Source organism: Rhizobium sp. LjRoot254, from assembly GCF_964254105.1.
Classification (GTDB): domain Bacteria; phylum Pseudomonadota; class Alphaproteobacteria; order Rhizobiales; family Rhizobiaceae; genus Rhizobium_E.
Window position 1 is genome coordinate 3,857,752 of record NZ_CAXUSM020000001.1, and the last position, 13,582, is coordinate 3,871,333.

General features: G+C 61.4%; 14 protein-coding genes. 11 read left to right on the plus strand and 3 right to left on the minus strand.

Annotation, left to right across the window (positions count from 1 at the left end; translation table 11 throughout):
• The first annotated feature begins 234 nt into the window (after positions 1-234).
• The 7 genes from rimP (at position 235) to ACSQ26_RS19000 (ending at position 7,409) form a co-directional block, all read left to right on the plus strand.
• The gene (gene rimP / locus ACSQ26_RS18970) at positions 235-825 is read left to right on the plus strand and encodes a ribosome maturation factor RimP (RefSeq protein WP_436011559.1); all 591 of its coding nucleotides are present in this window, start codon (positions 235-237) and stop codon (positions 823-825) included.
• 61 nt (positions 826-886) lie between these two features.
• Positions 887-2,500, plus strand: a complete 1,614-nt coding sequence (gene nusA / locus ACSQ26_RS18975) for a transcription termination factor NusA (protein WP_436011561.1) — start codon at positions 887-889, stop codon at positions 2,498-2,500.
• 39 nt (positions 2,501-2,539) lie between these two features.
• Complete coding sequence (locus ACSQ26_RS18980) at positions 2,540-3,172, plus strand: RNA-binding protein (RefSeq protein WP_436011563.1); 633 nt, start codon at positions 2,540-2,542, stop codon at positions 3,170-3,172.
• A gap of 82 nt (positions 3,173-3,254) precedes the next feature.
• Positions 3,255-5,936, plus strand: coding sequence for a translation initiation factor IF-2 (gene infB / locus ACSQ26_RS18985; RefSeq protein ID WP_436011565.1), 2,682 nt, complete (start codon positions 3,255-3,257; stop codon positions 5,934-5,936).
• Positions 5,936-6,397 (plus strand): hypothetical protein, encoded by a 462-nt coding sequence (locus ACSQ26_RS18990; RefSeq protein WP_436011567.1) that lies wholly within the window; start codon positions 5,936-5,938, stop codon positions 6,395-6,397. The genes infB and ACSQ26_RS18990 overlap by 1 nt, the downstream gene beginning before the upstream one ends.
• Before the next feature lie 131 nt (positions 6,398-6,528).
• On the plus strand, positions 6,529-6,936 hold the full coding sequence (locus ACSQ26_RS18995) for a response regulator (RefSeq protein ID WP_436011569.1): 408 nt from the start codon (positions 6,529-6,531) through the stop codon (positions 6,934-6,936).
• Positions 6,937-7,022: 86 nt separating this feature from the next.
• Positions 7,023-7,409, plus strand: a complete 387-nt coding sequence (locus tag ACSQ26_RS19000) for a hypothetical protein (RefSeq protein ID WP_436011571.1) — start codon at positions 7,023-7,025, stop codon at positions 7,407-7,409.
• Positions 7,410-7,458: 49 nt separating this feature from the next.
• On the opposite strand, the gene ACSQ26_RS19005 is transcribed toward ACSQ26_RS19000, so the two are convergent.
• Entirely contained in the window at positions 7,459-8,709 is a 1,251-nt protein-coding gene (locus tag ACSQ26_RS19005; RefSeq protein WP_436011573.1) for a calcium-binding protein, read from the minus strand.
• Positions 8,710-8,848: 139 nt separating this feature from the next.
• Here ACSQ26_RS19005 and rbfA point away from each other — a divergent pair, with 139 nt between their 5' ends.
• Positions 8,849-9,256, plus strand: coding sequence for a 30S ribosome-binding factor RbfA (gene rbfA / locus ACSQ26_RS19010; protein ID WP_436011575.1), 408 nt, complete (start codon positions 8,849-8,851; stop codon positions 9,254-9,256).
• A complete protein-coding gene (truB, locus tag ACSQ26_RS19015) occupies positions 9,256-10,185 on the plus strand; it encodes a tRNA pseudouridine(55) synthase TruB (protein ID WP_436011577.1) in 930 nt (309 codons plus the stop codon). The genes rbfA and truB overlap by 1 nt, the downstream gene beginning before the upstream one ends.
• Before the next feature lie 4 nt (positions 10,186-10,189).
• On the opposite strand, the gene ACSQ26_RS19020 is transcribed toward truB, so the two are convergent.
• A complete protein-coding gene (locus ACSQ26_RS19020; RefSeq protein WP_436011579.1) occupies positions 10,190-10,399 on the minus strand; it encodes a tautomerase family protein in 210 nt (69 codons plus the stop codon).
• 121 nt (positions 10,400-10,520) lie between these two features.
• Positions 10,521-10,646, minus strand: a complete 126-nt coding sequence (locus tag ACSQ26_RS19025; RefSeq protein ID WP_436011581.1) for a hypothetical protein — start codon at positions 10,644-10,646, stop codon at positions 10,521-10,523.
• Between the two features lie 201 nt (positions 10,647-10,847).
• Between ACSQ26_RS19025 and rpsO the strand changes: the two genes are divergently transcribed.
• Together rpsO and pnp are read left to right on the plus strand one after the other, a co-directional pair.
• Entirely contained in the window at positions 10,848-11,117 is a 270-nt protein-coding gene (gene rpsO / locus ACSQ26_RS19030; RefSeq protein ID WP_436011583.1) for a 30S ribosomal protein S15, read from the plus strand.
• Between the two features lie 258 nt (positions 11,118-11,375).
• Positions 11,376-13,511: a polyribonucleotide nucleotidyltransferase gene (gene pnp / locus ACSQ26_RS19035; protein WP_436011585.1), complete on the plus strand. Its 2,136-nt coding sequence runs from the start codon at positions 11,376-11,378 to the stop codon at positions 13,509-13,511.
• Positions 13,512-13,582: the final 71 nt, after the last annotated feature.

Below are 13,582 nucleotides of genomic sequence, written 5' to 3' on the forward strand. Positions count from 1 at the left end.
GGCTGACGGGCGCGCATCGGCAATCCCGCACGGGGCCGAACCTTCTCCGACCGCCGGATTCGCCGGCCGCGGCTGCGTCTGGGCGCCTGGCGAGACCCCTCCGCCTTTGGACTTGCAATCTTTCGTTAACAGGTCTATATCACCGCAAAATTCTTGATCATTTGATGAAGAGTGGGGCCGCGAGGACCCGCTCTTTTTTGTTACCTCCAGCCAGGCTGGATGAAACGAGAGACGATGAACGATACGGTCATTGAACCGAGACTGATTACCGAAACCGGGATCGACGCGCGCGTCGCATCGATCATCGAGCCGACCATCGTCGAGATGGGCTACCAGCTCGTGCGGGTGAAGCTTTCGAGCCAGAACGGCATGACCCTGCAGATCATGGCCGAGCGGCCGGATGGCATCATGACCGTGCAGGACTGCGAAAAGCTGTCGATGGCGATCTCGCCGGTGCTCGATGTTGATGACCCGATCGACAAGGCGTATCATCTTGAAGTGTCGTCGCCCGGTATCGACCGGCCGATGGTTCGGAAGTCGGACTTCACCAAGTGGGTTGGCCATGTCGTAAAGTTCGAGACCTCCGTCATGGTGGAAGGCCGCAAGCGGTTTCGCGGCACGATTTCGAGTGTTTCCGAAGATGCCTTCGTGCTGGAGCGCGAGACGCCGGCCAAGGATGAAGATCCGCTGGTCACCATTCCCTTCACCACGCTTTCGGAAGCACGGCTGATTTTGACCGACGACCTGATCCGCGATGCGTTGAAGGCCGACAAGGCGGCACGCCAAGCCGCAAACGAGAATTTCGAGAGCGAGGACGACGCCTGAGCGCTGTGAAGCGCGACTGGCCGGATTCGAAAAACCAGACCATCAGCATTGGAGACTTAAGATGGTAGTGAGTGCAAACAGGCTTGAACTCCTTCAGATCGCCGACGCGGTTGCCCGCGAAAAGTCGATCGACCGGGAAATCGTCCTTGCCGCCATGGCCGACGCCATCCAGAAGGCCGCGCGTTCGCGCTACGGCACCGAATCCAACATCAAGGCCGACATCAACCCGAAGACCGGCGAGATGAAGCTGCAGCGCCTGCTTGAAGTGGTCGAACACGCGGAAGACTATTCCCGCGAGATCCCGCTTCTCTTGGCCCGCGACCGCAACCCCGACGCCCAGATCGGCGACTTCATTGCCGATCCGCTGCCGCCGATGGATTTCGGCCGCATCGCCGCGCAGTCCGCCAAGCAGGTCATCGTGCAGAAGGTGCGCGAAGCCGAGCGTGACCGCCAGTTCGACGAATACAAGGATCGTATCGGCGAGATCATCAACGGCACCGTCAAGCGCGTCGAATACGGCAATGTCATCGTCGATCTCGGCCGTGGCGAAGGCATCATCCGCCGCGACGAGATGATCCCGCGCGAAGCCATGCGTCCGGGCGACCGCGTCCGCGCCTTCGTCTATGACGTTCGCCGCGAACAGCGTGGTCCGCAGATCTTCCTGTCGCGCACCCATCCGCAGTTCATGGTCAAGCTCTTCACCATGGAAGTGCCCGAAATCTACGACGGCATCATCGAGATCCGCTCGGTTGCCCGCGATCCGGGCTCGCGCGCCAAGATCGCCGTCATCTCCAACGATTCGTCGATAGATCCGGTCGGCGCCTGCGTCGGTATGCGCGGCTCGCGCGTCCAGGCCGTTGTCGGCGAGTTGCAGGGTGAGAAGATCGACATCATTCCCTGGTCCAACGATCCGGCGAACTTCATCGTCAATGCGTTGCAGCCGGCCGAAGTCGCCAAGGTGGTTCTCGACGAGGACGCCGAGCGCATCGAAGTCGTGGTGCCGGATGAGCAGCTGTCGCTCGCCATCGGCCGTCGCGGCCAGAATGTCCGCCTCGCCTCGCAGCTGACCGGCTGGGATATCGACATCCTGACCGAGGCCGAAGAGTCCGAGCGCCGCCAGAAGGAATTCAACGAGCGCACCAAGCTGTTCATGGAAGCGCTTGATGTCGACGAGATGGTCGGTCAGGTGCTTGCATCGGAAGGCTTCGCCCAGGTCGAGGAACTCGCCTATGTCGACGCGAGCGAAATTGCTTCGATCGACGGCTTCGACGAGGAAACCGCCGGGGAAATCCAGAACCGCGCCAAGGAATATCTCGACCGTATCCAGGCCGAGATGGATGCCAAGCGCAAGGAACTCGGCGTCGAGGACGAACTCTACCAGATCGAGGGCCTGACGGCGCAGATGCTGGTCGCGCTCGGCGAGGACGGCATCAAGACGATCGAGGACTTCGCCGGCTGCGCCTCAGACGACCTCGTCGGCTGGACCGAGAAGAAGAATGGCGAGACCAAGCGCTTCGAGGGCCTGTTCCAGAAGTTCGACGTTTCGCGCACCGATGCCGAGGCGATGATCGTGCAGGCGCGTCTGTCCGCCGGCTGGATCACCGAGGAAGACCTCGCTCGTGAGGCCGAGGCGCTTGCCGCCGAAGGCAGCGAGAGCGACGAGGCCGTGGCCTGATCCGGTAACGGATCGGTCGAGGCTTGGAGCGGGGCATTCATGAAGGTGAAAGAAAAAGACGAACCCATGAATGACCGCATGTGCATCGTGACACGCGAAAGCGGGCCGGCAGAAATGCTGATCCGCTTCGTGGCTGGGCCGGATGGCACTGTGGTTCCGGACCTCAAGCGCGCCCTGCCCGGCCGCGGCTGCTCGGTGACAGCTAGCCGCGCCATCGTCGACAAGGCCGTGCAGAAACAACTCTTCGCCCGCGCCTTGAAATCCGATGTCAAGGCACTACCTGAGCTAGGCGAGCAGGTGGACCGCCTGCTGGTTTCCCAGATGACCGGCATGATGAATATGGCACGCAAGGCGGGCCAGTTCGTCTCGGGCAATTCGAAGGTGGATGGTGCGGTGCGCTCCGGCGCAGCACTCGCCGTCTTCCACGCGACAGACGCCGCTCCAGACGGCGTCCGCAAGATTTCCCAGGCGCGCAAGGCCTGGATGCTCACGATGGATGAGCTCGAAGAAATACCCGCGTTCCAGCTTCTGTCCTTCGACGAAATGCAGGAACTGATGGGCGATAATGCATTTATCCACGCCGTGGCGCTTGCAGGGCAGGCCGGTCAGGGTGTAGTGAAGCGCGCGAAACTGCTCGAAACCTATCGTGGCGGCAGCGCCTGGTCTATGTGAAGGCCGCGAGAATTTTGAACGATATGGAGCTCCACCACCGGTCAACAAGGTGGTGCGGAAGCTTTGGAAAAACGGAAGCGGAATGACGGATAACAACGACGACAAGACTCTCCATGTAACAGGCAAGAAGACCCTGACGCTGAAGCCGTCGGGCCTGACACAGGGAACCGTGCGCCAGGATATGGGCCGGGGCCGGGCAAAGACTGTCGTCGTGGAGACCCGCAAGCGCCGCCCGGGTGGCCATGATGACAAGCCCCAGCTGGTGGTGCCGGTGCAGGCGCGTCCCGCGCCGACGGTCGCACAGCAGCCGCAGCGGACACATGTCGAGCAGCGCCGCCCCGAACCGCAGCGTCCGGGTGGCGGCGCCGTGCTGAACCAGCTTTCCGCCGGTGAGATCGATGCACGCCGCCGCGCGCTGGCCGAAGCCGCGATCCGCGATGCGGAAGACGCAAAGGTCCGCGCCGAGGAAAATGCCCGCCGCGCCAAGGCGCAGGCCGAGGAAGCTGCACGCCAGGCCGAGGAAACCGCGCGCCGCAAGGCCGAGGATGCCGAACGCGGCGTCGTGACCGAAGAGCCGGTCGTCGAAGCAAAGGTGGCCGAGCCCGCAGTTGCAGCGACGCCCGAGCGCCGCACCGAGCCGGTTGCGGAACTCGTCCGGCGTCCTGCCGATCAGGCCCCCTCCGCACGCCGTCCAGATGCGCCGGGTGCAACGCCCGTGAACGCTCGTCCGGGCGCTGTGCCTTCGGGTCGTGGACGCCGGGAGCAAGAGGAAGAAGAAGAACGCGCCCGCCGTGGTGGTGCGCCCGTGCGCGGCAAGGTCGGCGCCCGCGTCGAAGTTGCCAAGCCCGTCCGCAAGGTCGAGGACAACAGACGCGCGCCTGCCAAGGTCGTCGTGACCGATGGCGACGATGACGGCGTTCCGTCGCGCGGCCGTTCGCTGTCGGCCATGCGCCGCCGGCAGGAGAAGTTCCGCCGCAGCCAGATGCAGGAGACCCGCGAAAAGGTTCTCCGCGAAGTCGTGCTGCCGGAAACCATCTCCATCCAGGAACTTTCGCAGCGCATGTCCGAGCGTTCGGTCGATGTCATCAAGTTCCTGATGAAGGAAGGCCAGATGATGAAGGCGGGCGACATCATCGATGCCGACCTTGCCGAGCTGATCGCCGTCGAATTCGGCCACACCGTCAAGCGCGTCTCCGAGTCCGACGTTGAAACCGGCATCTTTGGCCGCGAGGACGACGAGACCGAGATGGTATCGCGCCCGCCGGTCGTGACCATCATGGGTCACGTCGACCACGGCAAGACCTCGCTGCTCGATGCCATCCGCCACGCCAACGTGGTGTCCGGCGAAGCCGGCGGCATTACCCAGCATATCGGCGCCTATCAGGTCGAGCAGGACGGTCGCAAGATCACCTTCATCGACACGCCGGGCCACGCGGCCTTCACCGCCATGCGTGCCCGCGGCGCGCAGGTCACCGACATCGCGATCCTGGTGGTCGCTGCCGATGACAGCGTGATGCCGCAGACGATCGAATCGATCAACCACGCCAAGGCGGCCGGTGTGCCGATCATCGTGGCGATCAACAAGGTCGACAAGCCGACGGCCAACGCGCAGAAGGTTCGCACCGAACTGCTCCAGCACGAAGTCTTCGTGGAAAGCATGGGCGGTGAAGTGCTCGACGTCGAAGTGTCGGCCAAGACAGGCGTCGGCCTCGACAAGCTGCTCGAAGCGATCAACCTGCAGGCCGAAATCCTCGACCTCAAGGCCGATCCGACCCGGACGGCCGAAGGTTCGGTGGTTGAAGCCAAGCTCGATCGCGGCCGCGGCTCCGTCGCCACTGTTCTCGTCCAGAAGGGCACGCTTCGCCCGGGCCAGATCATTGTCGCCGGCGACCAGTGGGGCCGCGTGCGTGCGCTGGTCAACGACCGCGGCGACCATATCAAGGAAGCGGGTCCCGCCACACCGGTGGAAATCCTCGGCCTCCAGGGCACGCCCCAGGCCGGCGACAAGTTCGCCGTGGCGGAAAACGAAAGCCGTGCCCGCGAAATCGCCGAATACCGCCAGCGGCTCACTCGCGAAAAGGCTGTTGCCCGCCATGCCGGCCAGCGCGGTTCGCTCGAACAGATGATGACGCAGCTTACCGCCGCCGGCGTCAAGGAATTCCCGCTCGTGATCAAGGGCGACGTGCAGGGCTCGATCGAAGCCATATCAGGCGCACTCGATAAGATCTCGACCGACGAAGTCCGGGCCCGCATCGTCCATTCGGGCGCAGGCGCGATCACCGAGTCGGATGTCTCGCTTGCCGAGGCTTCTGGTGCCGCGATCATCGGCTTCAACGTCCGTGCCAACCCGCAGGCCCGCGACGCGGCCGAACGTGCCGGTATCGAAATCCGCTACTACAACATCATCTACGACCTGACCGATGACGTGAAGGCGGCGATGTCCGGCCTGCTCTCGCCGGAACGCCGCGAAACCTTCCTCGGTTACGCCACGATCAAGGAAGTGTTCAACATCACCAAGGTCGGCAAGGTCGCCGGTTGCCAGGTCACCGAAGGCAAGGTCGAGCGCGGCATGGGCGTACGCCTGCTTCGCGAGAACGTTGTCATCCACGAAGGCAAGCTCAAGACCCTCAAGCGCTTCAAGGACGAAGTCTCCGAAGTGCAGGTCGGTCAAGAATGCGGCATGGCCTTCGAGAACTATGAAGATATCCGCGCCGGCGACGTCATCGAATGCTTCCGCGTCGAGCACATCACCCGGACGCTGTGATGCGGGGTTCGCGCATCAAGACACTTCTCAGAATGGCGGCTCCGGCCGCCATTCTCATATTGTTGCCAAGCGTGGCCATGGCGGCCGTCTGCGAGACGGGTTCTCTCAACCTCGCCGACCATCTGCCCGTGCTCGACAGCCTGCTCAAGGGCCAGCCGGATGGCGATCAGTTCCGCAAGTTCTTTACGCTGGACAGCCTGATCACCGGGGCGATCCTGGTCTGGCTCATCGCCGGCAACAGCACGCGGTCGACGATGACTGCGATCGCCTGGTTCCTGTGTCTCGCGATTTACCACGCCGTCAGCTATCTCTCGATCGACCTTGCCAATCCCTATTACCAGACCGCGATCAGCGAAGGCTGCGTCGAGACTTCCCCGCGCTACATCCTCAGCAATCTCGGCTTCGCCGTCGTCGCCGGACTGTTGACATGGCAGCGGATCAGGCGGCAGAAAATGGGCTAGCCCAGCTGGAATCCGGGCCTGGGACACACCACATATAAGCTACCTTGACGATGCCGCGGAAATCGGGTGACATCAGGCCCGGAACGCGACTTTCCCTTCAGCCGCCCGTGTTGGAGTTATGGGGGACATCGATGGAAAGACTCGCGACGAAGACAGTCTTGATCCTGGAGGACGAGCCCCTTATCGCGCTCGATCTGGAGTTCATTGCCCACGAGGCGGGGTTCGGCATGACCGTCGAATTCGCCACGCTTGCGGCGGCCGAAAGCTGGCTTGAGAATCATACGCCGGACCTTGGAATCCTGGACATCCAATTCAGCGATGGTGATGCATTGGGCATCGGGCGCGTGCTGAAGGGTCGCAAGATCCCGTTTCTCATCTATTCGGCGATCCCGAAATCGCTGGAGGAACCCGACGAACTGCTGGATAGCGGCAAGTGGCTTCCGAAACCCTGCCCGCCCGAATTGCTGATATCGGCCATCCACCAGACCATGCATGTCATACCGCGGACGGCGCCGCCGCCATATATGCCGCATTTGTGACCGCTGATCATCCTGCAGTGGCAATGTGATTGACATTCCAGGCCGTCGAGAGGCCGAAACCCCGCTGATCCTGTCGGAGCACTTTCATGATCGCGCAATATCTCACCATCATCCTCGTCAATACCTATTCCTGGGTCGGTGGCCAGGGCTATTGCGCCTATGACTTCGCGCTCCAGGAGAACGAGCACGAATACTCCAATCTCGCCATTGTCATGCGGCCGCAGTTCGATCCGGCCAATACCGCGAGCGGCAATACCGAACTCGAGGACCAGACGATCACGCTCGAAAGCCTGGGCGGTGCGCGTTTCAACTGGGCCAACACGGCAAAGATCGAAACCGACTGCAACGTAACGGGCTTCACTATCGTCAAGGCGACGGCGGTCGAGAACGACCAGCCGGTCGATCTACTCTCGAATGGCAGCATCACGATCGAGACCTACAAGGCACTGCCGGTCACTGTCGGCGAACAATAAAGTCTCAGCCCCGATGGTGGATTGCGGCTACCGGACTTCTTGCCTGCGGTCAGAACGCGAAATCGGCGCCCGACAGGTCTGTCTTGTCAAAATTCCGAAGCGTGATCGTATCGCCGCCCTGGAGTTCGATCACAAGGTCCTTCCCGTCCTGCTTGATTCCCAGGTCACCGAAAGCGTCGATGCCCTTGTAGTCCTGCAGATCGATGCTGTCCGCGCCATCAATGAAATCGACAATGACGTCCTTGCCACTGCCGGCCTTGAACACGAAATGGTCTTCGTTGGCAGCGCCGGTCAGGATGTCGTTGCCACGTCCGCCATCGAGCTTGTCGACGCCAGCACGGCCGGTAAGCTTGTTGTTGCCGGCGTTGCCGTAAAGGAACGCGCCGTCATCGCTCGCGGTCAGATTGATGTTCTTGCTGCCAAGGAGGCGGCCAACTTCGAAGTCCTGACCTATTTCCCAGGAAACGTAGGACTTGACGGTGTCGAAGCCGCTGCCGTTACTTTCGCGAAGATCGAAATCACCCGACTTGATGACAAAGAGATCGTCGCCGCCGCCACCCAAGATGGCGCTGGTGACGTCGCCGCCCTTGTCGATGAAACGATCGTCGCCGTTGCCCATGCCCACGCTGGTCCGAATGAGTCCGCTGTTGATGATCGTATCGTCGCCGTTGCCGGCCAATACCGCGACGCTGGCGCTGTTGATGAGGCCGGAATTGATGATGGTCGAAGTCGAACCTGTAGTGCTCGAAATGCTGATGCCGCCGCCGATAGTGCCGGAATTCTCAAAGTGCAGGTCGCTCCCCGAAAGCATAACGGCGTAGGTACTAAAGCTCAGAAGCGTACCTTCATTCTCCACCCCGATGCCGGCTCCAGACATGCCGACCGCCACACCCGAAGTGGAAGCAATGGTTCCCTCGTTGTGAATAACGCTTCCATCTCCATAGAGCAGGAACGCTCCGCTTTCGCTCTCCATGTAGGCGGTGCTGCCGACATTGACCCGGATCGCGGGCGCGGTCTGGCCGGGCGCACCGTAGTCGAACAACACGCCACCCGAATAAAGGCTACCGTTGAGCTGGAACTTCAGACCTTGCGTCGCGGCGAGCTCGATCATGTAACCGCTGCCGACCGACCTGTGCTCGTCGGCGTCCAGCACATAGGTCGTATTGGCGGTCGCTGTTGTCATCGGAAGGGCCGAGTAGTCCAGCTTTTCGATCGCCATTTTCGTTCTCCGTGTTTGAAATTCTTTCAAACGCGCTTTTGCGGGATGATTGTTTCGTAAGGACGCCAGCAAATCCGGCATTCTGTTACATTTGTTTCAACGCACAGTGTGTTGCCTGCGTGCCGCAATGCCGCCGGTCTTGACCTTTTGGCCCAAACGAGTCATTGACCCGCGCTTGAAGACGCGGGCGCGGATGGCGCCCCCACATTTTTGGAACACAATGGCAAAACCAACTTCTTCCGCGCCCTCGCAGCGTATGCTGCGCGTGGGCGAACAGGTCCGTTCCGCGCTGACGCAGGTCCTGCAGCGGCGCGAGATCAACGATCCGCTGATCGACAGCGCCGTGATCTCGATCTCCGAGGTCCGCATGTCGACCGACCTCAGGATCGCCACGGCGTTCGTGACCCCGCTCGGCGCCAAGGACCATGACAAGGTCGTGGCCGCGCTCAATCGCAATGCGAAATTCATCCGTGGCCGCATCGGTCCTTCGCTCAGGCAGATGAAATACATGCCGGAAATTCGGTTCAAGGACGACACGAGCTTCGAGAACTTCCGCAAGATCGACGAACTCCTGAAGTCGCCGGAAGTGCAACGCGATCTCGGCAGCAGCGGGGAAGACGGCGAATAATGTCCAAGCCCCGCAAGCCCAAGGGCCGGCCGATTTCCGGCTGGCTCATTCTCGACAAGCCGGTGGATTTCGGCTCGACCGAGGCCGTCTCCAAGATCAAGTGGCTTTTCAAGGCGCAGAAGGCCGGACATGCCGGCACACTCGATCCGCTTGCCTCCGGCATGCTGCCGATCGCGCTGGGCGACGCGACCAAGACCGTTCCTTACGTGATGGACGGCCGCAAGATCTATGAATTCACCGTCAGTTGGGGCGAGGAACGCTCAACCGACGACCTCGAAGGCGAAGCCACCCAGGCCTCGGACAACCGTCCGGACGAGCAGGCGATCCGTGATCTGCTGCCGAAATACACCGGCGTAATCCAGCAGATCCCGCCGCAGTTCTCGGCAATCAAGATATCCGGCGAGCGCGCTTACGATCTTGCTCGCGGAGGCGAGGCCGTCGAAATTCCTTCACGTGAAGTCGAAATCCACCGCCTGACATTGCTCAAGGCGGAGACGGACCGGGCGCATTTCGAAGTCGAATGCGGCAAGGGCACCTATGTGCGTTCGCTGGCACGCGATTTCGGCCGCGACCTCGGCTGCTACGGCCATATCTCCGGCCTGCGCCGCTCCTATGTCGCGCCCTTCGCTGAGGAGACGATGGTGCCGCTCGCCGAACTGGTGAAGCTCGAATCGATCGAAGACCACGATGAGCGGCTCGCGGCACTCGACGCCTATCTGATCGACACGTCGGAGGCGCTCTCTTCGCTGCCGCATCTCGCGATCAGCGAGGATCAGGCACGCCGCATTCGCTCCGGCAACCCGATCATCCTGCGCGGCCGCGATGCGCCGCTCCCGGCGCCCGAGGCCTATTGCACGATATCCGGCGATCTCGTTGCCATCGGCGCGATCGAGGAGGGCGAGTTCCGGCCGAAGCGAGTGTTTGGGTAGACGGTCAGCCCCCGGCATGCAGCTTGCGGAATTCATCGACCGGCAGGCCGCCCACGCCCCAATCTTCTAGCGCGACTTCATCGATGACCACGAAGGTGCCGTTCGGGTCCTTGTTGAGCACGCGCACCATGAGATCGGTCACGCCCTTGATGATCTCCGCCTTCTGCGCACGCGTGGCGCCCTCGCGGGTGATCTTGATATTGATATATGGCATTGCGTCCTCCCTTTTGATGATAGCGCTACCATATCGGGAGGCGTGCGTCACGAGGCTTGCTAAGCGAGGCTGTCACCGATCATTTTTCTGGCGTCTGTTTGCGCGCATACAGCGCGTCCAGTCACTCGCGCATCTGCCTGCTGGTCAAGTTCGGCCTCGGGTCATCAAGCGATTGCTGGACACGCGCCTTGATCGCGATCACCATTTCCGGCGTAAGGACAATGCTGAATTTTTCTGTCGTGGCCATGCGAGAATGCTAGTATTCAATCTCTCTGAATTCAAGGCACACCCTGCCCGCGACGAATTCCGCCCCGCCCCTTTCCTTTCATGACGATTTCGTTTATAGGCCGCGCCAGCACAGAGATTTTCTTTGCTTTCACTGGCCATAGCTGGACGACATCCCGGCTTTGGGCGTCTTAAAAATCCAAAATTCGAAAGGATTGTCCCGATGTCGCTGACTACTGAGCGCAAGGCTGAACTGATCAAGGAATATGCAACCGTCCCAAGCGACACCGGTTCTCCGGAAGTCCAGGTTGCCATCCTCACCGAGCGCATCAACACCCTGACCGATCACTTCAAGGCCCACAAGAAGGATAACCATTCCCGTCGTGGTCTTTTGAAGATGGTTTCGAGCCGCCGTTCGCTTCTTGATTATCTCAAGAAGAAGGACGAAGCCCGTTACACCAAGCTGATCGGCGCCCTCGGCATTCGCCGCTAAAAAACTCCGGCGGAAGGGTTCGCATCCTTCCGCCGATTTCTTATTCCCGCGCCGGATATTCCTGCGCCAACCCTGTTCCCGGATGGGCCGGAGGCCGGACGAACCGCCCATCATGGGGCAGGATTGCAGTTTGTTTCATGCGGCTCCGGCCGCGATCACACGGAAACATCCCGCTGTCTTGCCCGTGATGTGCATAACAACAAGGCGGCTTTCCCGGCGTCACAACCGGTCGAGCCTGCGCACATCAAAGGACATAACATGTTTGAAACCCACAAGGTCGAAATCGAATGGGCAGGCCGCCCGCTCATTCTGGAAACGGGCAAGATCGCCCGCCAGGCTGACGGCGCCGTTCTCGCCACCTATGGCGAAACCGTCGTTCTCGCCACCGTCGTTTCCGCCAAGGCACCGAAGGCCGGCCAGGACTTCTTCCCGCTGACCGTCAACTACCAGGAAAAGACCTATGCCGCCGGCAAGATCCCGGGCGGCTACTTCAAGCGCGAAGGCCGTCCGTCGGAAAAGGAAACACTGGTTTCCCGCCTGATCGACCGCCCGATCCGCCCGCTCTTCCCCGATGGCTACAAGAACGACACCCAGGTCGTCGTCACCGTCATGCAGCATGACCTCGAAAACGATCCGGATGTATTGTCCATGGTCGCTACGTCGGCAGCACTGACGCTCTCCGGCGTTCCCTTCATGGGCCCGGTCGGCGGCGCGCGCGTCGGCTATATCAACGGCGAATATGTGCTGAACCCGCATCTCGACGAGATGGATGAATCGACGCTCGACCTCGTCGTCGCCGGCACGTCCGACGCCGTCCTGATGGTTGAATCCGAAGCCAAGGAACTCGACGAAGAGACCATGCTCGGCGCCGTCATGTTCGGCCATCGCGGCTTCCAGCCGGTGATCGATGCGATCATCCAGCTCGCCGAAGCTGCCGCCAAGGAACCGCGCGACTTCACCCCGCCGGATTATTCCGAGCTCGAAGCCGAAATGCTGAAGCTCACGGAAGAAGAACTCCGCGCCGCCTACAAGAACACCGAAAAGGCCGTCCGCTACGCCGCGGTCGATGCCGTCAAGACCAAGGTCAAGGAACATTTCGTCGACGCCGAAGGCAACCCGACCTTCCCGTCCGATGTCATCGGTTCCGTGTTCAAGGAATTGCAAGCCAAGATCGTTCGCTGGAACATTCTCGACACCAAGAGCCGCATCGACGGCCGCGATCTCGAGACCGTTCGTCCGATCGTGTCTGAAGTCGGCATCCTGCCGCGCACGCACGGCTCGGCCTTCTTCACCCGTGGCGAGACCCAGGCGATCGTTGTCGCCACGCTCGGCACCGGCGAAGACGAGCAGTATGTCGACAGCCTGACCGGCATGTACAAGGAACGCTTCCTTCTGCACTACAACTTCCCTCCCTACTCCGTTGGTGAAACCGGCCGCATGGGTTCGCCCGGCCGCCGCGAAATCGGCCATGGCAAGCTCGCATGGCGCGCCATTCGCCCGATGCTGCCGACCGCCGAGCAGTTCCCCTACACGCTGCGCATCGTCTCCGAGATCACCGAGTCCAACGGTTCGTCGTCCATGGCGACTGTCTGCGGCACCTCGCTCGCACTGATGGACGCCGGCGTTCCGCTGGCGAAGCCCGTTGCCGGTATCGCCATGGGCCTGATCCTCGAAGGTGAACGCTTTGCAGTTCTCTCCGACATCCTGGGTGACGAAGATCACCTCGGCGACATGGACTTCAAGGTCGCCGGCACCGCCGACGGCATCACCTCGCTGCAGATGGACATCAAGATCGCCGGTATCACCGAAGAGATCATGAAGGTCGCGCTCAGCCAGGCGCAGGGCGGCCGCAAGCACATCCTGCACGAAATGGCCAATGCCCTCTCCGAGAGCCGCGGCCAGCTCGGCGAATTCGCCCCGCGCATCGAAACCATGTCCATCCCGGTCGACAAGATCCGTGAAGTCATCGGTTCCGGCGGCAAGGTGATCCGCGAGATCGTCGAAAAGACCGGCGCCAAGATCAACATCGAAGACGACGGCACGATCAAGATCGCGTCGTCCTCAGGCAAGGAAATCGAAGCGGCCCGCAAGTGGATCCATTCGATCGTCGCCGAGCCGGAAATCGGTCAGATCTATGAAGGCACGGTCGTCAAGATCGCCGATTTCGGCGCATTCGTGAACTTCTTCGGCCCGCGCGATGGCCTCGTGCACATCTCGCAGCTCGCTTCCGAGCGCGTCGCCAAGACGGGCGATGTCGTCAAGGAAGGCCAGAAGGTCTGGGTCAAGCTGCTCGGTTTCGACGAGCGCGGCAAGGTTCGCCTGTCCATGAAGGTTGTCGACCAGGCGACCGGCAAGGAAGTCGTCGCCGAAAAGAGGACCGAAGACGCCGAATAAGCGTCTCCGACCTTCACAAGAATTGCGAGGCGCGGGGAGCACCCCCCGCGCCTTTTCCATATTAGGAAAGA